At 69.5% G+C, this 23,937-nt stretch carries 23 protein-coding genes; 8 read left to right on the top strand and 15 right to left on the bottom strand.

Features of this window, described 5'->3' with window-relative positions; all coding sequences use genetic code 11:
- Positions 1 to 137: 137 nt before the first annotated feature.
- From AB0M65_RS23500 to AB0M65_RS23460, 9 genes are all read right to left on the bottom strand, one after another.
- Entirely contained in the window at positions 138 to 833 is a 696-nt protein-coding gene (locus AB0M65_RS23500) for an ATP-binding cassette domain-containing protein (RefSeq protein ID WP_364031141.1), read from the bottom strand.
- Complete coding sequence (locus AB0M65_RS23495) at positions 830 to 2,548, bottom strand: ATP-binding cassette domain-containing protein (protein ID WP_364031138.1); 1,719 nt, start codon at positions 2,546 to 2,548, stop codon at positions 830 to 832. The genes AB0M65_RS23500 and AB0M65_RS23495 overlap by 4 nt, the downstream gene beginning before the upstream one ends.
- Positions 2,535 to 3,395, bottom strand: a complete 861-nt coding sequence (locus tag AB0M65_RS23490) for a branched-chain amino acid ABC transporter permease (protein WP_364031135.1) — start codon at positions 3,393 to 3,395, stop codon at positions 2,535 to 2,537. The genes AB0M65_RS23495 and AB0M65_RS23490 overlap by 14 nt, the downstream gene beginning before the upstream one ends.
- A gap of 9 nt (positions 3,396 to 3,404) precedes the next feature.
- The gene (locus AB0M65_RS23485) at positions 3,405 to 4,583 is read right to left on the bottom strand and encodes an ABC transporter substrate-binding protein (RefSeq protein WP_364031132.1); all 1,179 of its coding nucleotides are present in this window, start codon (positions 4,581 to 4,583) and stop codon (positions 3,405 to 3,407) included.
- Positions 4,580 to 4,972 carry a nuclear transport factor 2 family protein gene (locus AB0M65_RS23480; protein WP_364031129.1) on the bottom strand — a complete coding sequence of 131 codons (393 nt, stop codon included), beginning with the start codon at positions 4,970 to 4,972 and terminating at the stop codon, positions 4,580 to 4,582. Before AB0M65_RS23480 ends, AB0M65_RS23485 begins: the two co-directional genes overlap by 4 nt.
- A gap of 10 nt (positions 4,973 to 4,982) precedes the next feature.
- A complete protein-coding gene (locus AB0M65_RS23475; RefSeq protein WP_364031126.1) occupies positions 4,983 to 5,750 on the bottom strand; it encodes a MoaF C-terminal domain-containing protein in 768 nt (255 codons plus the stop codon).
- 40 nt (positions 5,751 to 5,790) lie between these two features.
- On the bottom strand, positions 5,791 to 6,789 hold the full coding sequence (locus tag AB0M65_RS23470) for a helix-turn-helix domain-containing protein (protein ID WP_364031147.1): 999 nt from the start codon (positions 6,787 to 6,789) through the stop codon (positions 5,791 to 5,793).
- Between the two features lie 63 nt (positions 6,790 to 6,852).
- Entirely contained in the window at positions 6,853 to 7,335 is a 483-nt protein-coding gene (locus tag AB0M65_RS23465; protein ID WP_364031123.1) for a hypothetical protein, read from the bottom strand.
- A 162-nt stretch (positions 7,336 to 7,497) separates the two neighbouring features.
- Positions 7,498 to 8,832, bottom strand: a complete 1,335-nt coding sequence (locus AB0M65_RS23460; protein WP_364031144.1) for a cytochrome P450 — start codon at positions 8,830 to 8,832, stop codon at positions 7,498 to 7,500.
- 179 nt (positions 8,833 to 9,011) lie between these two features.
- Between AB0M65_RS23460 and ilvD the strand changes: the two genes are divergently transcribed.
- Both ilvD and AB0M65_RS23450 read left to right on the top strand, forming a co-directional pair.
- On the top strand, positions 9,012 to 10,691 hold the full coding sequence (ilvD, locus tag AB0M65_RS23455) for a dihydroxy-acid dehydratase (RefSeq protein ID WP_364031120.1): 1,680 nt from the start codon (positions 9,012 to 9,014) through the stop codon (positions 10,689 to 10,691).
- Between the two features lie 186 nt (positions 10,692 to 10,877).
- Positions 10,878 to 11,996, top strand: coding sequence for a helix-turn-helix domain-containing protein (locus AB0M65_RS23450; protein WP_364031117.1), 1,119 nt, complete (start codon positions 10,878 to 10,880; stop codon positions 11,994 to 11,996).
- Positions 11,997 to 11,999: 3 nt separating this feature from the next.
- On the opposite strand, the gene AB0M65_RS23445 is transcribed toward AB0M65_RS23450, so the two are convergent.
- Positions 12,000 to 14,306: a LuxR C-terminal-related transcriptional regulator gene (locus AB0M65_RS23445; protein ID WP_364031114.1), complete on the bottom strand. Its 2,307-nt coding sequence runs from the start codon at positions 14,304 to 14,306 to the stop codon at positions 12,000 to 12,002.
- 227 nt (positions 14,307 to 14,533) lie between these two features.
- Between AB0M65_RS23445 and AB0M65_RS23440 the strand changes: the two genes are divergently transcribed.
- The 3 genes from AB0M65_RS23440 to AB0M65_RS23430 all read left to right on the top strand — a co-directional run bounded on the left by AB0M65_RS23440 (position 14,534) and on the right by AB0M65_RS23430 (position 17,048).
- Complete coding sequence (locus tag AB0M65_RS23440; RefSeq protein WP_364031111.1) at positions 14,534 to 15,712, top strand: histidine kinase; 1,179 nt, start codon at positions 14,534 to 14,536, stop codon at positions 15,710 to 15,712.
- Positions 15,713 to 16,384 (top strand): response regulator transcription factor, encoded by a 672-nt coding sequence (locus AB0M65_RS23435; protein WP_364031108.1) that lies wholly within the window; start codon positions 15,713 to 15,715, stop codon positions 16,382 to 16,384.
- A gap of 88 nt (positions 16,385 to 16,472) precedes the next feature.
- The gene (locus AB0M65_RS23430; RefSeq protein ID WP_364031105.1) at positions 16,473 to 17,048 is read left to right on the top strand and encodes a dihydrofolate reductase family protein; all 576 of its coding nucleotides are present in this window, start codon (positions 16,473 to 16,475) and stop codon (positions 17,046 to 17,048) included.
- A 174-nt stretch (positions 17,049 to 17,222) separates the two neighbouring features.
- Here the strand turns inward: AB0M65_RS23430 and AB0M65_RS23425 are convergent, their stop codons facing one another.
- The gene (locus tag AB0M65_RS23425) at positions 17,223 to 17,636 is read right to left on the bottom strand and encodes an ATP-binding protein (RefSeq protein ID WP_364031102.1); all 414 of its coding nucleotides are present in this window, start codon (positions 17,634 to 17,636) and stop codon (positions 17,223 to 17,225) included.
- Between the two features lie 163 nt (positions 17,637 to 17,799).
- On the opposite strand from AB0M65_RS23425, the gene AB0M65_RS23420 reads away from it, so the two are divergent.
- On the top strand, positions 17,800 to 18,144 hold the full coding sequence (locus tag AB0M65_RS23420) for an STAS domain-containing protein (RefSeq protein WP_364031099.1): 345 nt from the start codon (positions 17,800 to 17,802) through the stop codon (positions 18,142 to 18,144).
- Positions 18,145 to 18,147: 3 nt separating this feature from the next.
- Here AB0M65_RS23420 and AB0M65_RS23415 read toward each other — a convergent pair whose 3' ends face one another.
- From AB0M65_RS23415 to AB0M65_RS23405, 3 genes are all read right to left on the bottom strand, one after another.
- Positions 18,148 to 18,588, bottom strand: coding sequence for an STAS domain-containing protein (locus tag AB0M65_RS23415; RefSeq protein ID WP_364031097.1), 441 nt, complete (start codon positions 18,586 to 18,588; stop codon positions 18,148 to 18,150).
- A 365-nt stretch (positions 18,589 to 18,953) separates the two neighbouring features.
- Positions 18,954 to 19,163, bottom strand: coding sequence for an LPXTG cell wall anchor domain-containing protein (locus AB0M65_RS23410; RefSeq protein WP_364031094.1), 210 nt, complete (start codon positions 19,161 to 19,163; stop codon positions 18,954 to 18,956).
- 246 nt (positions 19,164 to 19,409) lie between these two features.
- Positions 19,410 to 20,396, bottom strand: a complete 987-nt coding sequence (locus AB0M65_RS23405; protein ID WP_364031091.1) for a LysR family transcriptional regulator — start codon at positions 20,394 to 20,396, stop codon at positions 19,410 to 19,412.
- A gap of 90 nt (positions 20,397 to 20,486) precedes the next feature.
- Between AB0M65_RS23405 and AB0M65_RS23400 the strand changes: the two genes are divergently transcribed.
- On the top strand, positions 20,487 to 21,902 hold the full coding sequence (locus tag AB0M65_RS23400; RefSeq protein WP_364031088.1) for an aminopeptidase P family protein: 1,416 nt from the start codon (positions 20,487 to 20,489) through the stop codon (positions 21,900 to 21,902).
- A gap of 44 nt (positions 21,903 to 21,946) precedes the next feature.
- On the opposite strand, the gene AB0M65_RS23395 is transcribed toward AB0M65_RS23400, so the two are convergent.
- Complete coding sequence (locus tag AB0M65_RS23395) at positions 21,947 to 23,080, bottom strand: metalloprotease (protein ID WP_364031085.1); 1,134 nt, start codon at positions 23,078 to 23,080, stop codon at positions 21,947 to 21,949.
- Between the two features lie 236 nt (positions 23,081 to 23,316).
- On the opposite strand from AB0M65_RS23395, the gene AB0M65_RS23390 reads away from it, so the two are divergent.
- The gene (locus tag AB0M65_RS23390; protein WP_364031082.1) at positions 23,317 to 23,916 is read left to right on the top strand and encodes an XRE family transcriptional regulator; all 600 of its coding nucleotides are present in this window, start codon (positions 23,317 to 23,319) and stop codon (positions 23,914 to 23,916) included.
- The last annotated feature ends 21 nt before the right edge of the window (positions 23,917 to 23,937 follow it).

The raw sequence follows: 23,937 nt of genomic DNA, 5'->3' as shown, positions 1-23,937 counted from the left end.
TTCTCTCACACGATCATGGGACTTAGACACTCACATGATCAACCAGAGACCGTGCCTGCCCTCATCCAGGCAACCGACTTTGCCGGGGCCCTGGGCTCAGCCGAGGGAAGGGGGCCTTCACGCGCGTGAAGGGGGCGTCAGGCCTCGCCCAGGTAGGCGGAGTGCAGGGTGCCGGGGGAGTCCAGCAGGCCCTGCGCGTCGCCGGCGTAGGTGACCCGCCCCGAAGACACCACCAGCGCGTCGCTCGCCACGCCGAGGGCCAGGTGCGTGAACTGCTCGACGAGCAGGATCGCCGCCCCTTCCTCGGCGAACCGGGTCACCATCGGCAGCAGCCGCGTGAACACCACCGGCGCCAGGCCGAGCGACATCTCGTCGATCAGCAGGAACGACGGCCGCGCCGCGAACGCGCGGGCCAGCACCACCATCTGCTGCTCGCCCCCGCTGAGCAACGCCGCCGGTGAGTCGCGGCGTTTCTCCAGTTCGGGGAACAGTTCGAACAACTCGTCGGCCCGCGCGCGGGTGCGTGCGGTCAGCATCAGGTTTTCCAGCACGGTCAGGCCGCCGAACACCGCGCGGCCCTGTTCGATATGTGCCAAACCCTTGCGTGCCCTGGCGACCCTGGACTGCTTGGTGATCTCGTCCGGTCCGATGTGGACGGTCCCGGCCGAAGCCGGGACCACCCCGGAGACGGCCTCCAGCAGGCTGGTCTTGCCCGCACCGTTGGGTCCGACGAGCGCGGTGATCCGGCCCGGTTCGAGGGTGAGGTCGACGCCGGAGATCACCGGACCCGCACCGCGCGTGACCGTCAATCCCGCTATCCGCAAAGCGTTCACAGCAGCTCCGTTTCACCCATGTACGCCTTGAGCACGGCCGGATCCGCCAGCACTTCGGCCTGCGGGCCGGAGGCCAGCACACGGCCGAAGTCGAGGACGGTGATCGTGTCGCAGACCGACCGCACCAGGTCCAGGTCGTGCTCGATGAGCAGCACGGACACCCCGAACCGCGCGGGGACCTGCCGCAGCCGCTCCCCGAAGGCGACGTGTTCCTCGTGCGGCAGTCCGGCGGCGGGCTCGTCCAGCAGCAGGACCCGCGGTTTGGCCAGCAGATGCCCGACGACCTCGACCAGCCTGCGCGCGCCGACGTCCACTTGGGACAGTGGAGTGCGGGCGGCGGGGCAGCCGAAGAAGTCCAAAGCCTCGCCGATCTCGTCCGCGGTCAGCCGCCGCCTGGCGAGGAACTTGACGTACGCCCCGACCGTCAGCCCCGGTGGGACGCGGTCCTGCTGGAACGTCCGGCGCAGCCCCGCCCGGGCCCGGTTCGACGGCGAGCCGGTCAGCGGGCTGCCGCCCAGTTCCACCGAGCCGTCCGCGTTCGGCAGGAACCCGCTGATCGCGTCCACCAGCGTCGACTTGCCCGCGCCGTTCGGCCCGATCACGCCGAGCACCCCGTGTTCCGGCACCGCGATGTCCACTGAGGACAAGGCGGACACATGCCCGAAGTTCACGCTCAGCCCGCGCACGGTGAGCACCGGTGGACCGGGGGAGACCGGTTCGATGGCCGCGGTTCCCGCGACCAGATCGAGTTTCGCCGGTTCCTTCTTCGACCGCCGATACCACAGCTGCCGCACGGTGGTGCCCAGGTTCCCGCCACTGGCCAGCGCCTGGACCCCGAGCACGCCGAAGACCACGAAACCCCAGTCCTGCGGGATTCCCCAGCGCTTCAGCAGCTCCGGCACGCCGACCCAGAGCACCGCGCCGAACACCGCCATGTCGATCAGATGCGCGCCGGACATGATCGCCAGCACGTACAGCGCCAACGACTGGATCGCGGTGAAACTGGCCGGGAACGCGAGGCCTACCTGCCCGGTGAGCAGGCCGCCGCTGATCCCGCCGAGGGTGGCGCTCACCGCGAACGCCGTCAGCTTCGACGTCCGCACGCTCGTACCCGCGGCCGCCGTGCCGCGTTCGGAAAACGCCACCGCCTGCCACGCGCTGCCCCAGCGCCCGCGGCGCAGGAAGTACACGGCAAGGCAGCAGAGCACCAGCACGACCACGGCGAGCAGGAAATACGACCGGTCGTCGGAGAAGGCGTCCGGCCGGTCGACCGAGATACCGCCGGAGACACCGGGGAATTGCAGTTGCACCAGTGCGAGGTCGGCCGCGGCGGCGAGCCCGAGTGTGACGACGGCGAGGTTGATCCCGCGCAGCCGCAACGCCGGGAGCCCGACGAGGATCCCGACCACGCCCGCGGCGAGCCCGCCGAGCAGCAGCCAGATCAGGAACCCACCGGGTGCCCGCGCCTCGTTCAGCGCCGACACCACCCAGGCGCCGACCGCGCCGAAGGTCAGCTGGCACAGCGAGATCATCCCCGCGCTGCCGGTGACGACACCCAGCCCGAGCAACGAGATCCCGGCGACGACGGCACTCATGCCGAGGTAGACGAAGTACCCGTCGAGTCCGACGCTCAACCCGTAGCCGACCGCGATCGCCACGAGGGCCACCACGAACGGGACCCCGGTGCGTACCCCGCGTTGTTCAGCGAGCCGCATCCCACACCTCCTTGCGCTGCGACCACAGCAGCAGCGCGACGATCACTGCGAACGGCAGGAAGTACCGCACGACGGAAAGGCCGTCGACCTGCGCGGCCGCGCCCTGGACCAGGCCGAGCAGCAGCCCGCCGCCGACCGCGAGGTCCAGCCGCCGGAACCCGCCGAGCAGGGCCGCCGCGGCCGCGGGGACCACCAGCATCGCCAGCGACGTCGCGTCGTTGGACTGCGACGGCGCGACGATCGAGATGACCAGGGTGCTGACCACGCCGGTGACCGCCCAGACCGCGACACTGAGCCGTTTCGCCGGGATGCCCAGCAACTCCGCGGTCGTCGGGCGTTCGGACAAGGCCCGGAGCTGGACACCCGCCGGGGTGCGGCTCAGCACGATCCGGCTCGCCAGCGCGACCAGCACCGCCAGTGCGACGGTGACCACGGTGACCTGGCTGATCACCACCCCGCCGACGGTGAGCGCCGGACCGTCGAGGATCGGGTGGAACGGCTGCGGTTTGTTGCCGAACAGGATGAACGACAACGAGATCAGCAGGAGCAGCACCGCCACCGTCACCGCCGAGCGGGTACCGGTGTCCGCCTCGGCGAGCCAGGTCGAGACGATCCAGCCGAGCAGGGCGCTGAGCAGCCCGCCGAGCAGGATCCCGGCGATGGTGGCGAGCCACACCGGGAGTCCCCAGTGGACGGACAGGAACACCGCCACGTAACAGCCGAACATGCCGGTGGCCGATTGGGCGAAGTTGACCACCCGCACCAGCCGCGACATCAGCGTGAGGCAGACCGCCAGCACCGCGTACAGTCCGCCGGCGGCCAGGCCGGCCAGCGCTCCCTGCAGCATCGTTTCCTCCTACTTCTTGGGGATGTGCAGCCAGTCGTTCGCGACCAGCTCCCATTTGTTGGAGCCGGAGGCGAGTTTGATCGGCCAGCCCGCGGTGTTGTCGTGGTGGTTCTGGCCGGGCCCGAAGACGTACGGTGTGCCGACCATCGGATCGGTGATCGGCTTCATCTCACGCAGCGCCTTGGTCACCGAGTCGCGGGTGACGTCGCCGCTGATCCCGCGTACGACCTCGAGGAAGTACTTCGCCGCCAGGTAACCGCCCTGGCTGAACGAGGTCAGCGGGATGCCGTTCTTCGTCATCAGCTCGCGCCATTCCTTGTTCTGCGGGCTGGTCGCGTCGGTGAACGGATAGAACTCTGCGGGCACGTACACCCCGGCACCGGCGTTGGTGATGGCCTTGGCGTAGTTCTCGCTGTAGACACTGGTGAGCAGCAGCCACGTGACGTCGGTCCAGCCCTGCGCGGCGGCGGCCTTGAGCTGGCCGATGGAATCCGGCTCTACCGGGTTCACCGTGATCGCCTTGCAGCCCGCGTTGCGTGCCTTGACGATGTAGGAGGTGTAGTCGGAGCCGCCGTAGGGCACGGTCGCGTCGAGGTACTTGAGCTTCTTGCCGGTGATGGCCGACCACTCGTCGATGGCGGCCTGGTACGACGGCAGCGTGTTGCCCGCGATTTCGAGCAGCGCGCAGATGTTGTCGAGCTTCAGCGTTTCCGAGCCGTAGAGCAGGGTCAGCGTCATGTCGTGGTACGGGCCGACGTTGACCGGGGCGATGTTGGGACTGGTGAAGCACGCCGGGTCCACGCCGATGCCCTGCATCGACAGGATCTTCTGCTGCTCGTAGTACTTGGAGTTGATCTCGCATTCGAGCAGGCTCGACGAGCCGACCAGCGCCACCGCCTCGTCGCGGCCGACGACCTCGCGGGCCGCCGCGGCGGCCGCCGCCGGGTCGCCCTTGTCGTCGAGGGCCTTGTACTCGATCTGTTTTCCGTTCACGCCGCCGCTCGCGTTGGCCGCGTCGAACACCGCCTTGGCCGCCTGGGAGGCCTCGGGGAAGGTGGCCGCGCCACTGAGCGCGTTGACCGAGCCGACCTTGATCGGGCCGCTCGAACCGCTTTCGGCCCCGGCACAGCCAGCGGTCGCGAGCAGGACCGCGGCGGCGAGGGCGACCAGGCGCCGTGCGGGCCTCATCGGTCTTCCGCCGCGTTCACGACGGGCACGGAGTCCACGATCTGCTCGAACGACACGACCTCGCCGCCGTCGAACTTCCACACGTGCGCGACGCGGGCGGTGAACGAGCGATCGGTCTTGCGGTGCGTGCCCTGGTAGGTGCCGATCCCGATCACGGTGTCGCCCGCGTCGGCGAGTTCATCGAGTGCGAAGCCGTAGCCGTCCCAGTCGCCCGCGATCGCGCCGAAGACCTTCTCCTTGACCTCGTCCGGGCCGGTGTAGGTTCCGGCGTACGGGAAACCGGCCGCCTCCGTCCAGGTGGTCCGCGGACCGATCGGGGCCAGCATGCCCGCCAGATCGCCCCGGTCGCTCGCGGCGTAATGCGCGGCGATGATGTCTACATTGGACACTTGTGCTCCTTCAGACCGGTTGCGCGTCGGGATAGGCGACGGCGCCGAGTGGGTAGATGTGCCCGCCCGCGCGGGAATGTTCCGACCGGCCGTCGCCGGTCAGGCCGAGGAAGACGCCGGTCGTCTTCAGCGCGTAGCCGAGGTCGTGCAGCCACACGCTGGCCACGGCGATGCGGAATTCGCGGAAGCAGAACAGGTAGAGCCCGTCCTGGAACTTCCACACCGTCGACAGGTCCATGTCGCCATGGCCACGCTGCACACCTTCGAGGCATTGCCAGGCATAGCGTTGCGAGGAAACGTACACGTGCTCGTAGAGGTGTTCCGGGCTGTAGCGGTAGACGTTGCGCTTGCCGATCAGGTCGCGCGACGGGCCGGGTTCGTCGCCGGTCGGCGTGCCCGCGTCGGTGGTACCGGACCAGAAAGTCTGGGAGACACGGGGAACGCCCTCGACGTCTTCGGCCCCGATCGTCGAGCGCACGGCCAGCGCGCGATGCGTCGTCGTGGAGAAGACCACGGTGAGCGCTTCACCTTCCACACTGGCGTGGGGGAGATTAACGAAGAAGACGTCGTCCCGGACGGCGACCGCGTCGTAAGGATCCTTGATGCCGTTGCAGGTGACGGTTTCCGCGTCCTCGAACCGCAGTGCGAGCGTCGTGCCGTCGTCGAGGGTGACGGTGAGCTCGCGTCCCGTCAGGTCCGCGTTCGGCAGTCGGTAGGTGGCAATTCCGGCGGCGAACTCGTCGTAGGTACGCCACTGTTCCTCGGGTGCTTCGGACATGCGGTCATCGTCGGTGCGCCCGCCCGGCCGGGGCCAGTGCTCACGCGCTGGGCGGCAACAACCGGTCGCTCACGGTCAAGCCGCGCCGTACTTCGCTCGGCGAGCAGCCGAATTCCGTCTTGAACACGCGGCTGAAATGCGGCGCGTCGACGAAACCCCACTTCGCCGCGATGGCCGCGACGGGCCGTGAAGCGTGCACCGGGTCGAGCAATTCGCGGCGGCAGTGTTCGAGACGACGGGTGCGGATCCAGCCCGAGACGGTCGTTCCCTGCTCGTGGAAGAGCCCGTGCAGATGCCGGGTGGAGATGTAGTGCTCGGCGGCGATCTGCGCCGGGCCGAGGTCGGTGGAGGAGAGGTTCGTGTCGATATGGGCGAGCACGCGGCGCATCAGTTCGTCGTGCGGCCCGGCCGTCGCGCGGGCGAGGTCGAGTTCGCTGGCGAACAGCGTGGCGAGCAGATCGACCGCCGTATGCGCGAGCCGGACACCCGCCGGTCCGCCGAGCTGGTCGAGGTTGCTGCCGAGTTGCGCGAGGAACGGCACCACGACGTTGCCCATACCGCGCTTGCCCGACATCGGAACCGCGGTCAGCTGGCCGACCAGGTCGCGGGGGAGATCGATGAGCCGCTGCGGGAACATCACCACGAGCGTCCGGAAGTCCTCTTCGAACGCCAAAGTATACGGACGGTGCGTGTCGTACAACGCCACGTCACCGGGGCGCAGCATGGCTTCGCGATTGTCCTGCACCAGCAACCCGGTCCCGGACAGGATCAGGCTCAGCTTGTAGTAGTGCCTGTCCGCCCTGGCGATGAGCTCGGGCGTGCGTTCGACGACGTGCGCCGAGGCGGTCACCTCGGTCAGTCGCACGTCGTCGGCGCCGCACGAGCGGATGCGGCCGCGGAAGTGGTCGCGGTGCTCGCTCGTCACGTGCAACGGCACGAAGGAATGCGACACCACCGTGCGGAAATCAGTGAAATCTCGCGCGACCGTGGTGGTGGTCGGGTCGGCGGTGGCGGTGGTCAAGACGTCACCTCGCAGCATCGGGAGGGTGAATTTCATATACGATAAGCGATACGATGCTGTCGGGCAATGATCGTGGCGAGGTCAGTCGGCGAGACGGAACAGGAAGGTGCGCGGGTCGACGTCCACGGGGATCCGTGTGCCCGTTTCGTAGCGGCCGACGTCCTCGGTGACGATCCGTGCGCTGAACGTCAGCACCTCCGGCCCGGTGACGACCAGATCGACGTCCTCCGCGGGTGTGCTCACTTCGCCCACCCAGATCCGCTTGCTGGAGACGACTTCGGCGGTGGCGCGGACGCCTGCCCGGTCGAGTCCCCGGTGGATCTCGCGTGCCCTGGAGTTCTGCCAGAGGTGCGCGCCGACGGTGCCGAAACAGCCGATGGTGAACACCGCGCCCATGGCGACGACGACCATGCGATCGTCGTCGCCGGGATCGAACCGGGTGCTGATCCAGAGCAGGGCCGGCCCGATCAGGGCCAGCACGGTCATGAAGAACCCCATGAGGCACCCGAACCCGGTGAGGGCGGGCAACTCCGGCGCTTCCTTGCCTTCGCGGTCCCTCGTCACCGGCGAGACGTTACTGACCGGTTTTCTTGGCCGGTCCGGTAAAAATCCCCGCTTGGCGGGTCAGACGGTGAGGACGAGCTTGCCTCGGAGGTGCCCGCCGTCGAGCAGCCGGTGCGCGTCGGCGAAGCGCTCGACGCCGATCCCGGACCGCGTCCTTCACACTCACGAGAGGGTCGCGGGTAGCGTTTCGAAGCCACGCAGGATCCGGGTCTGCCGCCGCCGTGCCCCGCCGTCGAGCCGCAGGTCGGGAAACCGTTCGAAGATCGACCGCAGCCCGATCTCCCCTTCCATCCTCGCCAGCGAAGCACCGAGACAGTAATGCCGCCCGGCGCCGAACGACACGTGGTCTCGCGCGTTCGCCCGCTCGACGTCGAAGGCGGACGGGTCGTCGAAGATCTCCGGGTCGCGGTTGGCACCGGCGAGCACCGTGCTGACGATCGCGCCCCGGCGGACGGGCCGCCCGCCGACCTCGGTGTCGCGGGCGCACAGCCGTCCGGTGAGCAGGACGGGTGGGTCGTAGCGGAGGATCTCGTCGACGGCGTTGCTCCACAGTTCCGGATTCGCGCGCAGTTTCCCGAGCTGGCCCGGATACCGGACGAGCAGGGCGATGCCGTTGCCGAGGAGGTTGACGGTCGTTTCGAACCCGGCGGCGAGGACGAGTCCCGCGATCGCCTTGAGTTCCCGTTCGGTCAGGCCGACGCCGTCTTCGCGGGCGGCGATCAGCTTGCTGAGCAGGTTGTCGCCGGGGTTCTCCCGCAGCTTCTCCAGGTGAAGGGTGAGCCAGGAGTCGAACTCGGCCAGCGTCGCTTCGACGGTCCGGAACGTCCGCCACGGCAGACCGAGATCGAGGCTGGGCGCCGCGGCACCGCCCAGTGCGAGCACTCTGTCGCGTTCTTCCGGTGGGACACCGAGGATCTGGCTGATGACGGTGACCGGGAGAAGGCCGCAGTAGGCCTCGACGAGATCGACGGGGTTCGCCGGGTCGAGGCCGTCGAGCAGTTCGTCGGTGATCGCCTGCGTCCGCTCCCGCAGTTGCTCGACCGCGCGAGCGGTGAACACCCTGGTGACCAGCCTGCGGTAGCGCGTGTGGTCGGGTGGTTCGCTGGCGAGCAGCGACGGCGGTTCAATCGGGTGGATCAACCCGGTCGCGGACCACGCGGCGAGCCGGTTGAGCAGCGGGTTGTCCGGAACGAACCGGACGGATTTGAACGCGTCACTGGTGAGGATTTCCTTGCAGGACGAGTGTCGTGTCGTCACCTGCCCGACTCGCGTGGTGGCGATGGCCCCGTGCGAGCGGATCTCGTCGAACAGCCCGGTCAGGTCGGTGCCGCCACTCGCTTCGACGGACAGCCTGCCCTGGAGGTCGCCCCGGCGGGCCGCGGCTTGGAGTGCCACGCGGGGGAGCGCGTGGTTGATACTCCAGCGTGCCACCGGCTTGGCGAATTCCTCCGCCCGGCGCAGGAGGTTCCGGGCGGGAGCGGCCTTGAGTGCGAACATCAGGACTCCGTCCATGCAGGTCCTTCGAAGGTATCGGAACGACGTGTCAGTAGCGAGCGGCTCGAGAGCCGCGGCCGGTTCCCGTGGCACCGGACAAGAGCACTGACGTGCAGGAGTTGCGCCCGGCGCCTCCGGTTGGCAGCGTGCCCGGTGTCCCACCACGAACGGAAGGTGTCCCGATGCCGCAGGACCAGCCGGATTTGAAGCCTCGTTCACGCGACGTGACCGACGGCCTGGAACGCGCGGCTGCCCGCGGGATGCTCCGCGCTGTCGGGATGGGCGACGACGATTTCGCCAAACCGCAGATCGGGGTGGCCTCCTCGTGGAACGAGATCACCCCGTGCAACCTGTCGCTGGACCGGCTGGCGAAGGCCGTCAAGAACGGCGTGCACGCGGGTGGTGGCTACCCGCTCGAATTCGGCACGATCTCGGTGTCGGACGGCATCTCCATGGGTCATGAGGGCATGCACTTCTCGCTGGTGTCGCGGGAGGTGATCGCCGACTCCGTCGAAACGGTGATGATGGCCGAGCGGCTCGACGGCTCTGTGCTGCTGGCGGGCTGCGACAAATCGCTGCCGGGCATGCTCATGGCCGCGGCCCGGCTCGACCTCGCCTCCGTCTTCCTTTACGCGGGCTCGATCATGCCCGGTCAGGTGGACGGCAAGGACGTCACGATCATCGACGCCTTCGAAGCCGTCGGAGCCTGCCTGGCAGGCAAGATCACCCGCGCCGAAGTGGACCGCATCGAGCGCGCGATCTGCCCCGGCGAGGGTGCCTGCGGCGGGATGTACACCGCCAACACGATGGCCTCGGTGGCCGAGGCGCTCGGCATGTCGCTGCCTGGTTCGGCCGCGCCACCCGCCGTCGACCGGCGCCGTGACGGTTTCGCCCACCGCTCGGGGGAGGCCGTCGTCGGCATGCTCCGCCAGGGCATCACCGCGCGGCAGATCATGACCATGGAGGCGTTCGAGAACGCCATCGCCGTCGTGATGGCGCTGGGTGGTTCGACCAACGCCGTCCTCCACCTGCTCGCGATCGCGCGGGAGGCGGAGGTCGACCTCCGCATCGACGACTTCAACCGGATCGGCGACAAGGTCCCGCATCTGGGTGACCTCAAGCCGTTCGGGAAGTACGTGATGAACGACGTCGACAAGGTCGGCGGCATCCCGGTGGTGATGAAGGCACTCCTCGACGCCGGGCTCATGCACGGCGACGTCCTCACCGTGACCGGCAAGACCATGGCCGAGAACCTCGAAGGCATCGCTCCGGCCGGTGTCGACGGCGAGATCATCCGGCCGCTCGACCGGCCGATCCACAAGACCGGCGGGCTGACCATCCTCAAGGGATCGCTGGCGCCCGAAGGCGCCGTCGTGAAGTCGGCGGGTTTCGACGAGTCGACGTTCACCGGCACCGCGCGGGTGTTCGACGGCGAGCGGGCCGCCCTCGACGCGCTCACCGAGGGCCGGATCGTCGCGGGCGACGTCGTCGTCATCCGGTACGAAGGGCCGAAGGGCGGTCCGGGGATGCGCGAGATGCTCGCCATCACCGGCGCGATCAAGGGCGCCGGGCTCGGGAAGGACGTCCTGCTCATCACCGACGGCCGGTTCAGCGGCGGCACGACCGGCCTGTGCGTCGGCCACATCGCGCCAGAAGCCGTCGACGCCGGGCCGATCGCGTTTGTCCGCGACGGGGACCCGATCACCCTCGACGTCGCGAACCGGACATTGGAGGTCGAGATCGACGACATCGAAGCACGTCGTGAGGGGTGGAAGCCGAAGGCGCCGGCGTACACGCGGGGAGTCCTCGGCAAGTACGCGAAGGTCGTCCAGAGCGCGGCTCACGGCGCTGTTTGCGAATAAGCAGCGCGCGGCTGGGGATCCGGGACTCGTCGTTCGACCCGAACGCCTGACCCGGGTGGGCCGAACGCCACGAACGGGTGATCCGTACGGCCGAGAGGCCCGAGTACGTAATTCACCCGATGTGCCCGTTACTCCGGAGTAGCAGACTCGGCGATCCGACGATTCCCGCTGCTCCGGAGGTCGACGATGACCGCGTCCCACGCTCCAGCCCGCTCCGCCGCGCTCGTGATCGCCCGCGCGGTCGTCGACGGCGTCCGGCACGCCCTGCCCGAACACGCACCCCTGTTCGACGCGCGTGCCACGGAGTTCGTCGCGTTGCTCCTGGAGCACGACGGGCCTGCCGTGGCACCGGGTATCGCGGTCGGCGCGGACGCCTTCCGGGAAGCGGGTGTCGCCGAGTACGCCGCGGGCAAGGACCTCGACCGGCTCTCCCGGGCCTACCATTCGGCCGGCCGGTGGGCACTGCCCGTGCTGGCCTCGCTGTCGCGGCAGCCGGGTGCCGGGGCGGCACTGGTGGACACCGGCGTCGAGGCGCTGCTCCGCTGCGCCGACGTCCTGACCCGGCTCTCCACCTCGGCTTACCGGGCCGCTCACAACCCTTCGGTCGCCGAGTTGCGACAAGATCTGCTCAGGGAGATCACGAGCGGCCGTCCGCCCGCGAAATGGGCCGCTCTGGCGGTGGAAGCGGGGTGGGTGCCGCCTGCCAGGGTCGTCGCCGTCGCCGCGGAGCCCGGCGCGGTCCGCGCCTCCTTCGGCCCGGAGGTGCTGGCCGACCTCACCGGCGAGTACCCGTACTTGCTGGTCCCCGAAGACGTCGAGATCAGCGGGGTGCTCGCCGGCGCGCGGGCGGCGGCCGGGCCCGCGGTGGCGCCCGCCGACGCGTCGACGTCGCTGCGCTGGGCCCGCCGGACACTGGAATTGGTCCGGCGCGAGGTGATCGAGGACGGTCCGCTCGTACGCTGGTCGGACCACCTGACCACCCACTGGCTCTTCGCCGACGAGGTCCTGACCAGCGCCCTCGTCACCCGTAGCCTGGCGCCGATCGCCGATCTGCCGCCGAACGAGCGCACCAAACTCGCCGAAACCCTCGAAGCGATGCTCGCCGCCCGCGGTGGCGCCCCCGAGATCGCGGACAACCTCGGCGTGCACCCGCAGACCGTCCGCAACCGTCTCCGGCGCCTCCGCACGTTGTTCGGTGACGCCCTTGACGATCCGGAGGCGCGGCTGGACCTGCGGATCGCCCTGCGGGCCGACCCGCGAGCCCCGGAACCCGCCTGTCCCGTCACGCCGATCAGGGCGGCGTGAGCGTCAGCCGGCGGACCGCGTCACCCAGGTGGCGACCTGCACTCGGTTGGCGTAGCCGAGCTTGGTGAGGATGTGGTCGATATGCGTGTCGACGGTGCGCCGGGCGATGCCGAGCCGGGCGGCGATCTCCTGGTTCGTCAGCCCCTCGGCGACCACGTGCGCGATCTCGGTCTCGCGTTTCGTGAGCACCTGGGCGGTCTGCTTCGTGGCCGTGGGGGACCGCTCTTCGAGGGCGTACGCGATGGCGTCGCCGGTGGTCATCGCGGCGCCGTCGGTGAACTCCTTGATCGCGATCTCCCAGCCCACCGCCGCGGTGACGAGGTCGGTGTCGGCCCGCAGCGGTTCGGCGAAGGCCTCGTACCGGGTCGGCCACGCGCCCACCGTGCGCCAGACGTTCATCGAGGCACCGTGCAGGATCGCGGCCCGGTGAGGACGGCCGGTGCGGGCCGCGCAGCCTGCCAGGACGGTGAGCGTGAACCCGACGACGACCCGGTCGTCCACCCTGGCGTGCAGGCGCAGGACCTGTTCGCAGCAACGGGTCGCCACCGCGAGGTCGCCTTGGAGGTACTCGGCGGCGGCCCGCGACCACAACGCCCAGCCTCGCCAGAAGACCTCGCCGCTGCGCTCGCAGCGTTCGACGGATTCGGCGAGGATCGCCCGGCCGCGGTCGATGTCGCCGTCCAGCCAGACGGCCAGCCCGTAGTTGTAGCCCGCCCAGAGTTCCGCGCCCTCGTCGCCGTGCACGCGGAAGAGATCGATGGCCGCGCCGAACAGCCGCGACGCTTCGGGCATGTCGTCGCCGATCAGCGCGGCGTAGGCGCGGACGTGGAGCACATACGCGGCGGCGAGTTCGTCGCCGGTCGCCTCGGCTTCGGCGGCCGCTCTGTCCATCATGGACCGATACGCGGGCAGATCTCCCTGCACCAAGGCCAGGAAACCGGACAGCCACAGCCCGTGCGCGCGCTCCGGCGCGGTGGGCGCGGCGGCTTCGTCGAGACGCCGGACCCACATCCTGCCTTCGGTGTTCAGCCCGCGGACTATCCAGAACTCCTTGACGTCACGCAACATCCGCAGACCGGCGACGGCGTCTTCGGGAGTGCCGGCGCAGTAGTCGAGCGCGACGCGCAGGTTGGCGTGTTCGCGGCGCAGCCGCCCGATCCAGCCGAGCTGATCGGTTTCGAGCCATTCGGTCGCGTACCGGCAGGCGAGTTCGGCGAACCAGTCACGATGCCGTTTCCGGAAGTCGGCGGTCGCCTCCGCTTCGCTCAACCGGTCGGCGCCGTACTCGCGGACCGATTCCAGCATCCGGTACCGCACGCCGCCCGGGTACTCCTCGCGCAGCAGCAGGGATTTGTCGAGCAACCCGTCGACGACTTCGAGGACGCGGTCCCTCGGCAGTTCGCCGCCGGAACAGACCTGCTCCGCGGCGTCGAGGTCGAAGCTGCCGGAGAACACCGACGCCCGTGCCCACAGCAACCGCTCCGGCCCGGTGCACAGGTCGTGGCTCCAGTCGATCAGCGCCCGCATGGTCTCGTGCCGTTCCGGCCGCCCGCGCCGATCCTTCGCCAGCACGGAGAACCGCTGGTCGAGCCGGTCGGCCAGCTGGCTCAGCGACAACGCCCGCGCGCGGACGGCGGCCAGTTCGATGGCCAGCGGCAACCCGTCGAGCCGTCGGCACAGCCGGATCAGCGGTCCGGTGTCCTCCTCGGTGAGCCGGAAGGACGGCGCGACCGCACTCGCCCTGTCCACGAACAAGCGCACGGATTCGTGGCTCACCGCGCGTTCGAAGGAGTCGCCCTGTTCGGGCACGCCCAGCGGTGGTACCGGCAGGACCCGTTCACCCGCCACCCCGAGTGACTGCCTGCTGGTGGCCAGCACGGTCACCTCCGGGCATTGCCGGGCGATGGTGTCGGCAAACCAGGCGCAGCTGTCCACCAGGTGTTCGCAGTTGTCCAGCACCAGCAGCAACCGGCTTGCCCGAAGCGCCTCGACGACGACGTCAATGGCCGGTTTCGCCGAGCGGTCGCCGAAGCCGAGCACGTTCGCGACGGTCGGCACCAGCAACGCGGGTTCCCGCAGTTCGGCCAGCGACACGAACGCGACCTCGTCGGCGGTCGCCTCGCGGTGGGCGGTCGCGATCCGCCAGGCCAGCCTGGTCTTGCCAACGCCGCCGGGTCCGGTCAGCGTGACCAGCGACGCCGTCTCCAGCAGGCGGTGCGCCTCGCCGGTCTCGGCGTCGCGGCCGACGTAGCTGGTCACTTCGGCGGGTTCCGCAGACCACCCCGAAAGCGAGCCGACTCCGTCCGCCATGCACCTTCTCCCGCGCTCGACCAGACCCGCGACCTCCGTCCACGGTGGACCGGAATCGCCCGGCTGCGGATCCTAGCGGACCGGCGGACCCCCGGCGGGAAACCCGCATCGGCCTCACGTCGTGAACCGTGTCCGACCAAAGTCGGCTCCGAACCCGACCGAGGTCGCGGCCGGGTTCATCCCGTGTCCGGCCGCGCCGCTCCGGCCGGATCGGCGAAGATGGGCCGGTGATCACCGACGCCGCACCGCCGCTCCGGCCGTGGCAGCAGATCTGGCGGCTGCTGGCCGCGGCCGCGCTGGGGGTGGTGCTCTGGATCCTCGTCGCGGCGCAGGTCCCGCCGGGTTACGGCGGCCCGAGGGTCGCCTGGCTGGTCACCGGTGACCCGCTGATAGCGATCGGCTGTCTGGTCGCACTGCTCTGGCGGCGTCGCTTCCCGGTCGTGATAGCGATCGGCGTCATCATCGCTTCGACGGCTTCGGTGCTCTCCGGCGGCGCCGCCATGCTGGCACTCTGCTCGTTGGCGACCCGGCGGCGCCCGGTGGAGACCTTGGTCGCGGCGGCGCTGTGCGTGGTCAGCACGCTGTTCACCGCCGACCTCTATCCCCAGCGTGCCGTCCCGGAACCGCTCTGGCTGACGCTCAGCGTGCCCCTGCTCATGGTGGGCATCGTGGTGGCCGTCGGCGCCGCGATCGGCGCGCGCCGGGAGGAACTGCGTTCACTGCGGGAGCGGGCCGAGAGCGCGGAGCGGGAGCAGCTCGCCCGCGCGGCCGAGGCGCGGATCCTCGAACGGCACCGGATCGCCCGCGAGATGCACGACGTCCTCGCGCACCGGGTCTCGCTGGTCGCGATGCAGGCGGGTGTGCTGGGGCACCGCGTGGATCTCCCGCCGGCGCAGGTCGCGGAACTGGCCCGCGGGATCGCCGACGGATCCCATCAGGCGCTGGAAGAACTGCGCGACGTCCTCGGTGTGCTCCGGGCCGGGCCGGAAGGACTGGAGCCACCGCAACCGTCGCTCGCCGACCTTCCCGCGCTCGTCGCGGACGCGCGGGCGCTGGGGCTGGACGTCGAGTTCTCGGTCACGACGTCCGGTGAGCCGCCCGACGCGATCGCGCGGACCGTCTACCGGATCGTCCAGGAAGGGCTGACCAACGCGGGCAAACACGCGCCGGGAGCCCGAGTGGCGGTCACCGTCGAGGGGAAAGCGGGCGACGGAGTCGGGGTGACCATCCGCGATTCCGGTGCCTCGCGGAGGGTCACCGGCCCGCCCGCGTCGGGATTCGGCCTGCTCGGCCTCGCCGAACGGGTCGCGCTGGCCGGTGGTGAACTGGACCATCACCGGGAACCGGACGGCGGTTTCGTGCTCGGCGCGCGGCTGCCGTGGCAGATCCACGAAGGGAGCGAGTGAATGGGCACCGAGCGGGTGCGGGTAGTCGTCGTCGACGACGAGCATCTGGTCCGGATGGCGCTGCGGCTCATCGTGGACGGCGAGGACGACCTGGTCGTCGTCGGGGAGGCCGCCGACGGGGACACCGCGATCACCGTGGTGAAGGAACACCGGCCCGACGTCGTTCTGATGGACGTCCGGATGCCGGGACGGGACGGGCTGAGCGCGACCGAGGAGATCCTCGCCCTTCCAGAGCCGCCACGGGTCCTGGTGCTCACGACGTTCGACTCGGATGAGATGGTGCTGGGCGCGTTGCGTGTCGGCGCGCTCGGCTTCGTCCTCAAGGACACCCCGCCGACGCGGATCCTGGATGCCGTCCGGACGGTCGCCGCTGGGGAACCGGCCCTTTCGCCCGCCGCCACCGCCCGGCTGATCGCCGCGGCCACCGGACCGCGTTCGTCCGACGCGCGGCGGACGTCCCGCGACACCGCACGCGGGCTGCTGGCCACGCTCACCGGCCGGGAACGGCAGACCGCGCACGCCATCGCCGACGGATTGGCCAACACCGATGTCGCCCGCCGTCTGGACATCACCGTCGCGACGGTGAAGGCCCACACCAGCAACATGCTCGCCAAACTCGGCGTCGAGAACCGCGTTCAGATCGCCCTCCTCGTCCGCGACGCGGAAGAATGACAAAAGTTCTTCCGGCGCGGTGTCGTATCCGTAGGCTCTCGTTCGACGCAGTGACGAAAGCACTTCGGAACGACCTAGGAGAAACCAAATGCGCACCCTGATCGCCACTGCCTTCGTCTCGCTCGACGGCGTCGTCGAAGGGCCCGGCGGGGAGCCCGGCTACCGCAACGCGGGCTGGACATTCAACGGGATCGAGTTCGACGAGGCCGCCTACGAGCTCAAGGGCCGTGAACAGGGCGAGGCGACGGCGATGTTGCTGGGCCGTGTCAGCTACGAGGCGTTTTCGCCGGTGTGGCCCGGTATGACCGTCGAGTTCGCCGGGTACAACGCGATGCCGAAGTACGTCGTCTCGACGACGCTGAAGGACGAGGACCTGGTCGACAACTGGGGCGAGACCACCATCCTGCGTTCGCTCGACGACGTCGCGAAGCTCAAGGAAACCGAGGGCGGGCCGATCATCGTCAACGGCAGCGCCGACCTGAACCGGAACCTGTCCGACGCCGGCCTGATCGACCGCTACCACCTGCTGGTGTTCCCGGTCCTGCTCGGCGCGGGCAAGAAGCTGTTCAGCGACACCGACAAGGACAAGCAGAACCTCAAGCTCGTGGAGAGCGAGGCCTACGGCAACGGCGTCCAGAAGCTGGTCTACGACATCATCCGATGAGCGAAACCCGAACGGCACCGGGCCGCTGGGTGTCGTGCTGACCGGCTACAGGAAGGCCCCCTTCCTTGCGCCTAGGTACAGGAAGGGGGCCTTCCTGTACTTGGGCAAGCGCGACCGGGCAGCTGGGTTAACGGGATCCTCGCCGACCCGCTCTTAGCCCGGCGCCCGGGACGGTCAGAGGACGGGGCAGGGCCAGGAAAGCCGGACGATCGTTCCGGTCGGCGTGCTCGTCACGGAGGATTCGGGCGCGAACGCGCGGATGATCGGCAGGCCGCGCCCACCGTCGGGGCGGCGGCCGTCGCGCCAGCGGCCCTCGTCGGCGACGATGATCGTGACCGTGTCGTCGTCGTGGGCGGCGGTGATCGTCATGGGGTTGTCGTCCGTGCCGTCGGGGTAGGCGTGTCTGACGACGTTGGTCATCGCCTCGTAGGCGGTGAGCTTCAGATCCTCGGCCAGCTCCCGGGGAAGGCCCCGTTCGAGGGCCCACTTCGCCAGGACATCCCGCAACGCGGCGGCCTGGGCGGGTACGGCGGCGACCGCGCGGACGAGCTTCTCAGTGCGCTTGCGAACCGGCTCGTCTATCGGCATCACGGAGCTTCTCCTCGTCACCCGCCGCGGTCCACGACCGCCGGATCCTTCCACCAGGCTAAGGCACCGCGCCGAACCGGTCGCGAGTGCCGCGCAAGCGGGCAGGCGCGGTCATCGGATATCTTCGGGACTCTCGGTGTGCGGACGGTGAGGGAGTGTGACGGTGGCGAGCGGAGACGACCACATCAGGGAGGTTCCGTTCTCGGCGACGGTCACCCGGCCCGATGGCGCCCAGGTGGTCATCGGCGTGGCGGGGGAAATCGACCTGACGACGTCCGAGGACCTCAAGGAGACCTTCGAAGAGGCCCTGGATCCGGTGCCCGGCCGCTTGGTCGTCGACCTCGCGGGAGTGGAGTTCTGCGATTCCACCGGCCTCGCGACCTTGGTCGGGATCAACGCCCGATGTGCCACCGAAGGGGTGGACCTGAGTTTCCTGCCGTCGCCGACTATCCGGCGGCTGGCACTGAAAACGGGACTTTCCACGCTGCTGCCGCTCGCCGGTCCCTGACGATCAGGGACGCGGCACCGCCTGGACGGCCTGGGTCAGGTGCCGGTAAAGCGGGATGCGGGTGTCGACGCCGAACAACTGCAGCAGCCGCAGCACCGGGCGGGTGCTCGCGACGACGCCTGTCCAACGTTGTTTCGCCTGGCCGCGGGCAACGGCGGATTCGACGACGCGTAAGCCCGCGACACCCATGAAGGTGACGTCGGTGAGGTCGAGCACCGTGGCGGCGGGAAGGTCGCCCAGCAGTTCGAGTTCGAGCCGCCCGGCGGTGGCGAGGTCGATCTCGCCCTCGGCGGAGACGACGAGCAGATTTTCACTCCACTGGGTTCGCCGGACGCGTAACAGGTGTTCGGCCGACGGCCGCGGCTGCGGAACGGTCGTGGAGAGGACGGTCCCGAGGTCGGGGCCATCGCGGTTGCCTCTGGTGAACGGAAGCCGGTCGGTCATGGTGCTGTCTCCCGGGTAGCCGGGGACGAGACGGACAACGGGTAAGCCTGCACAACGCTGCGCAAGTGAACTCGCCGCCGCGTCGCCCTTGGAAAAGCGGGGCCGCGGACATGCGGGTCGTTCGCGCGGGCTGGTGGACTCAACCTCACGTACCCGTAACCGTACGCCGCCCGACGCCGTCGGCGATACGTGGCACCGCGGATTAGTGAAGGATTCACCAATCCGCATGACTACTCGTTCAGGGCCTTTTCCCAGGCCAAGCCCCACTTTTCCCGAGGGCGGACGTCGAGCAGTAACTTCGCCTACGCGGCCAACGGAACCGGGCTCGACGACAAGCCTTGGGCCGCCCCGTATCCCGGTTTTCGCTAAGGCCGTCGCTCGAGTTCCCTGATGGCGTCCTTCCGTCGTCGTGCGGCTTTCCAAGCGGCGAAGGCACAAAGGAGTGCCGCCGCGAAGCCCGCCGCGGTCAGCGTCCCGGCCCAGAAGGCGCCGGTACTGGCCAGAAGGTAGAGCTGGATCACGGCGGTGCACGTGTAGACGACCGCCAGTCCCAGCCACAGCCGTTGCGTCATCATCTCCCGTCTCCGTTCCCCCGGTACTGGAGGTCAATCGCGGCGAGCCGGGATCTGGTTACAGGGTGTTCGGAAGCGGTGCGTCCGTGGCCGGAGACCGGACGTTGCCGGGTGGGTCGTGAGGTAAGTGACGTTTCTCGAGCTTGTCTATGAAGGATTTGGGACACTCAACGTCCCAGATCCTTCATAGACTCCGGCAGCGACCCGGCATCCCGGACACCGACCCCGACGACCCAAGCCGTGGCCGCCTCACGAATCCGCCGTCCGGAAGAAGTCGACCAGCCCGTCCCAGGACTGAGAACTCCGCCGCCGCTCCCACCAGGTCCGGAACGGCGTCGAAGCCATCGCGTGCCGTGTGTAGGACGTCATCACCGCGCGATAGACGTTCTCGGTCTGGTCCCACGTCAGCCGTTCCTTACGCCACGCCAAGACGAGCCGCATTCGCATGGGGTCGCCCTTCAGCGGCCGGACGACCATGCCGGGTAGTTCGGGTGCGGTGGGTTCCACCAGTTGCACGGCCTGCCCGGCGGCGATCAGGTGCCGTCCGCCGCCGTTCGGGCATTCGAAGCGGATCCGCGGGGTGAAACCGGCTCGGTGGGTCGCCGCGCGCAAGGACGTCAGCGAGCCGTCTTCGGGACCCGGCGGGCCGATCCACGCCTCATCCGCGAGATCGGCGAGGTCGACCTCCAGGGAGGCCGCCAGCCGGTGCCGCGCCGGAAGTCCCACGAACACGGGGATCCACGAGAACAGGACACGGTGCCCCAGGTGTTTCGCCAGTGGTACTTCCTGATCGTCCGACATGGCGATGACGGCGATGTCGAGGGTCGCGCGTGCCAGCGCCTGCGCCAGTACCGCGCTGGACGGCTCCACGTGCACGGTGACGTCGAGTCCCGGCAGAGCGTCGTCCAGCCGTTCGACGAACGTGGGCAGACAGTCCATTTGGGACGTACCGAGCCGGAGCGGGCCGTCGCCGAGTGCGCCGAGCAGGTCGCTTTCGAACCTGTCGAACTCCACGAGCAGGGTCAGTGCCCGGCGCAGGGTCTGTTCGCCGACGGGGGTCGGCGTCACGCCGGTGTGACTTCGCACGAACAGCGGTGCGCCGATCTGCCGTTCGAGCCGCTGGAGCAGGGAGGTCAGCGACGGCTGGGACATGCCGAGCGCGGCGGCCGCCTGCGAGAGGCTGCCTGCTTCGGCGATGGCGCAGATCGCCCGCAGGTGCCGGATCTCCAGGGCCATAGGCGGAGTCTATCGCCGCCGGTCATTACGGCCCGTGCCTTCGCGATGTGAAGGTGCGGCGAGGACTCCGACTACCTGAAAGGGGAGCCGATGACCGGCGACCGAACCCGGCCGGATCTGCGCGCGCTGCTGGCCGCCAGAGGGTTCCGGAACTGGATCCAGGACGGCTGGGACCCCGTCGACGACGTGGTCGAGGTCCCGCCGGGCACCGCCGAGGCCGCGGCCGCCCATCGCGACCGGCTGTCCGCGGAACTGCCGGGGCAGCGCATCGCGCTCGCGGCGGGCCGTCCGGTGGTGCGCTCCAACGACACCTTCCACGGATTCCGGGCGGACAGCGACTTCGTCTGGCTCACCGGTTGCCAGCGTGAAGGCGCGATCCTGGTGCTGACTCCGGCAGGCGACGGCCACCACGCCACGCTGTACGTTCCGCGCCCGGCCGAGTCGCACGAGCCCGACTTCGTTGGCGACGCGGACACCAGCCCGCTGTGGGTCGGGACCGCCGCCGGCCCGGCCGCGTATGGCAAAGCACTCGGCATCGACTGCCGCCCGCTCGAAGACCTCGCGCACGGCCTGCGCGGGCGGAACCCCGGCGTGCTGGCCGGTGCCGGGGTCGATCCGGGTCTGGACGCGTTCGGCTACGGCCACAGCGAGCGGCTGCGCACGGTCCTCGCGGAACTACGCCGGATCAAGGACGACTGGGAGATCGGCCAGTTGCGTGACGCCGTCGACGCCACCGCGCGCGGGTTCGCCGACGTACTGGCCGCGCTGCCGGAGGCGGTCCGCGGTGGCGGGGAACGCTGGCTGCAGGGCACTTTCGACCGGCGGGCCCGGACCGAGGGCGTCGGGCCGGGGTACACCTCGATCGTCGCGGCCGGACCGCACGCGCCGATCCTGCACTGGACTCGCTGCGACGGCCGGGTGACCGAGGACAGCCTCCTGCTGCTGGACGCCGGTGTCGAGCTGGATTCCTTGTACACGGCCGACATCACCCGCACCTTCCCGGTCGGCGGCGAGTTCACGAAGGCCCAGCGCGACGTCTACGACCTGGTGCACAAGGCACACGTCGCCGCGCTGGCCGAGGTCCGGCCGGGCCAGGACTACGGTGCTTTCCAGGCGACGGCGTTGAAGGTGCTCGCGGAGGGTTTGCACGACTGGGGCCTCCTTCCGGTGTCGGTGGACGAGGCGTTGTCGGCGGACGGGCAGCAGCACCGGCGCTACATCGTCTGCGGGACCGGCCATTTCCTCGGGCTGGACGTCCACGACTGCGCCGCCGCCCACCCCTCCGCCTATCGGGAGGGCACCCTCGCCGAGGGTATGGCGCTGGCGGTGGAGCCCGGTCTCTACTTCCACGCCGGCGACCGCACGGTGCCGCCGGAACTACGCGGTCTCGGCATCCGGATCGAGGACGACGTCGTGGTCACCGGTGACGGCCACGACCTGCTTTCCGGCGGTTTCCCGTCGACCGCCGACGAGATCACCGCCTGGGTCCGGGCGGCCAGGGGGTGAACCGTCGGAGGGCCGGGTCGCGGCCCGGCCCTCCGACGCCGGAGTCAGTAGGAGATGGTGTGCCCGGCGAGGATCCGCGCGGCCGCACCGGTTGCCGAAAGGCCGGCCGCGGGCCGGTCCTTCGTGAAGTACTCACGGAAGTCCTGGCTGAAGTCCCGGGTCATCAGCGCGATCGTGCGGTTCCAGTTGCCGCCGTCCGGCCCATTCGACGCCCAGAGATCCAGCAGGGACGACCCGACCCGGCCCTGTACGGTGTCGCCGTCATCCCAGCCCGCGGTCGGGCCGTTGTTCTCGAAGCCGACCGAGTTCCCGTTGTCGTACACGTACCGGTAGTCGCCGAGGGCGTAGGCGGCGACGGCGTCGGCGAAGCCTTCAGTCCACGCGCAGGATTTCGAGCTGTGCTTCTGGACGTAGTGCGGATTGCAGTTGTCGACCACGGGGAAGGCACGCCCGTAAAGCTGCCACTGGAGCCAGTGCCCGGCTTCGTGGAGCACGAGATGCTTCGAGTCGGGCATGGTGTTGCCGAGGAAGACGTAGTTTGTGTTCGGGTAGTCCCAGTAACCGCCGTCGGCGACCTTCGGGTCCCAGACGAAGGTGATCTGGTCGCACCGGCCGTCGGACTGGCGGGCGGTCCAGCACGACGAGGACGGGTTGGCGCGCTTCCAGTACAAAATGTTGAGCGTGTCCACGACCTTCCACGCGCGTTGCAGCGTCGAGGGGACCTTCACCGTGCCGAGGTCCTGGGTGCCGGACACGTTCGTGCGGCGTGCCGAGTCGAACGTGTAGTCGGTGGTGTTGTTCGCGGCCTTCACGACCCGCCACATCGACGTGCTGCTCGACCGGAACCGCACGTACGCCTCGGCAAGGGAGGCGGTGTGGCACGCGGTGAACCGGCCGTCGGACGCGCCGGTGATACCGGCGGCGAGACGGCTCGCCGCACCGGAACCGGTGCGGCCCCACAGCTCCCAGTTCGCGTTGCGGGCCACCTGCGTGCGGACGGGTTTGCCCGGCCCGGCTTCGGCGTCGAGGTGGTCGAAGGCAAGCGTGCCGGTCAGGCAGGCGTTCGCGGACGCCGTGGCCGGGACGGTGGTCACGGCCACGCTCAGCCCGAGGGTCGTGATGAGCACCGCGCCGAACGCGCGAAGGCGTCGGCCCGCGGATCTGCGGATCAGCTGCACGGGAATCTCCTCGCTGGAGGGGAACGACGGTGCGCCCGTGACCCTGTGTCGACGGTGACACACCGGTTGGTGAGGAAGTTTCATCGCGGCCGGGACCACCCACCATCGCGTCGCCCCATCGGCCGCGGCTATGCCCCGCCCGCCGGACGGCATGTCATGATGTCGGCGAACTCGATCGGCAAAGCGAACGATTCGCCCTCCGGTCGTACGGTTTGACGAACGACAGGGGAGAAGCGGTGGAGGACGAGACGCCCTCGATCCGGGACATGCTGGCGGTCAACCTGCGCGCGGCGAGGGCGGCGAGGGGGATTTCGCTCTCCGAGCTGTCCCGGCGATCGGGTATCGGCAAGGCGACGCTGTCGCAGCTGGAGTCCGGCGGCGGCAACCCCACCATCGAAACCGTGTTCAGCCTGTCCCGGGTGCTCGAAGTGGCGATCTCCGACCTGCTCGACCATCGGGCGGGCGGCGCGCTCACTGTCGTGCGAGGGGCCGACGTCGAGGTGCTCCGCGGCGAGGGCGTGGATCTGCGGCCCCTGCGCCGGATCGAAACCGGCTACGGCGTTTTCGAGGTCTACGACCAGGTCGTACGCGGTGACGCACCGCAACGTTCCCAGGGACATGTGGGGATCGAGCACACCGTCGTCCAGACCGGTTCGCTCCGGGTCGAGGTGGCCGGCCGGACCGTCGACGTCGGACCAGGGGACTACGTCGCGTTCGATGCCCGCGAGCCGCATTGCTACACCGCGATCGAAGCTCCGATGCATTCGGTCCTGCTGCTGCAATACCGTGCGGACGAACGGCTCGACGCCAGGCCGCATCCCGTGTTGAAGGGCTGACTCCCCGGTAGGTGTTGACAC

It is taken from the genome of Amycolatopsis sp. NPDC051071 (assembly GCF_040682875.1).
In the GTDB taxonomy this organism is placed as follows: domain Bacteria; phylum Actinomycetota; class Actinomycetes; order Mycobacteriales; family Pseudonocardiaceae; genus Amycolatopsis.
The sequence above is the reverse complement of the archived record's forward strand: the minus strand, read 5'-3'. Positions and strand labels throughout refer to the sequence as shown.

What these genes read in the sequence shown, in the direction of transcription:
- AB0M65_RS23495 (WP_364031138.1), bottom strand. Translation starts at nt 2,548, where the DNA reads ATGCGGCTCGCTGAACAACGCGGGGTACGCACCGGGGTCCCGTTCGTG.
- AB0M65_RS23490 (WP_364031135.1), bottom strand. Translation starts at nt 3,395, where the DNA reads ATGCTGCAGGGAGCGCTGGCCGGCCTGGCCGCCGGCGGACTGTACGCG.
- AB0M65_RS23485 (WP_364031132.1), bottom strand. Translation starts at nt 4,583, where the DNA reads ATGAGGCCCGCACGGCGCCTGGTCGCCCTCGCCGCCGCGGTCCTGCTC.
- AB0M65_RS23475 (WP_364031126.1), bottom strand. Translation starts at nt 5,750, where the DNA reads ATGTCCGAAGCACCCGAGGAACAGTGGCGTACCTACGACGAGTTCGCC.
- AB0M65_RS23470 (WP_364031147.1), bottom strand. Translation starts at nt 6,789, where the DNA reads ATGCTGCGAGGTGACGTCTTGACCACCGCCACCGCCGACCCGACCACC.
- AB0M65_RS23460 (WP_364031144.1), bottom strand. Translation starts at nt 8,832, where the DNA reads ATGTTCGCACTCAAGGCCGCTCCCGCCCGGAACCTCCTGCGCCGGGCG.
- ilvD (WP_364031120.1), top strand. Translation starts at nt 9,012, where the DNA reads ATGCCGCAGGACCAGCCGGATTTGAAGCCTCGTTCACGCGACGTGACC.
- AB0M65_RS23450 (WP_364031117.1), top strand. Translation starts at nt 10,878, where the DNA reads ATGACCGCGTCCCACGCTCCAGCCCGCTCCGCCGCGCTCGTGATCGCC.
- AB0M65_RS23445 (WP_364031114.1), bottom strand. Translation starts at nt 14,306, where the DNA reads ATGGCGGACGGAGTCGGCTCGCTTTCGGGGTGGTCTGCGGAACCCGCC.
- AB0M65_RS23435 (WP_364031108.1), top strand. Translation starts at nt 15,713, where the DNA reads ATGGGCACCGAGCGGGTGCGGGTAGTCGTCGTCGACGACGAGCATCTG.
- AB0M65_RS23430 (WP_364031105.1), top strand. Translation starts at nt 16,473, where the DNA reads ATGCGCACCCTGATCGCCACTGCCTTCGTCTCGCTCGACGGCGTCGTC.
- AB0M65_RS23425 (WP_364031102.1), bottom strand. Translation starts at nt 17,636, where the DNA reads ATGCCGATAGACGAGCCGGTTCGCAAGCGCACTGAGAAGCTCGTCCGC.
- AB0M65_RS23415 (WP_364031097.1), bottom strand. Translation starts at nt 18,588, where the DNA reads ATGACCGACCGGCTTCCGTTCACCAGAGGCAACCGCGATGGCCCCGAC.
- AB0M65_RS23410 (WP_364031094.1), bottom strand. Translation starts at nt 19,163, where the DNA reads ATGATGACGCAACGGCTGTGGCTGGGACTGGCGGTCGTCTACACGTGC.
- AB0M65_RS23405 (WP_364031091.1), bottom strand. Translation starts at nt 20,396, where the DNA reads ATGGCCCTGGAGATCCGGCACCTGCGGGCGATCTGCGCCATCGCCGAA.
- AB0M65_RS23400 (WP_364031088.1), top strand. Translation starts at nt 20,487, where the DNA reads ATGACCGGCGACCGAACCCGGCCGGATCTGCGCGCGCTGCTGGCCGCC.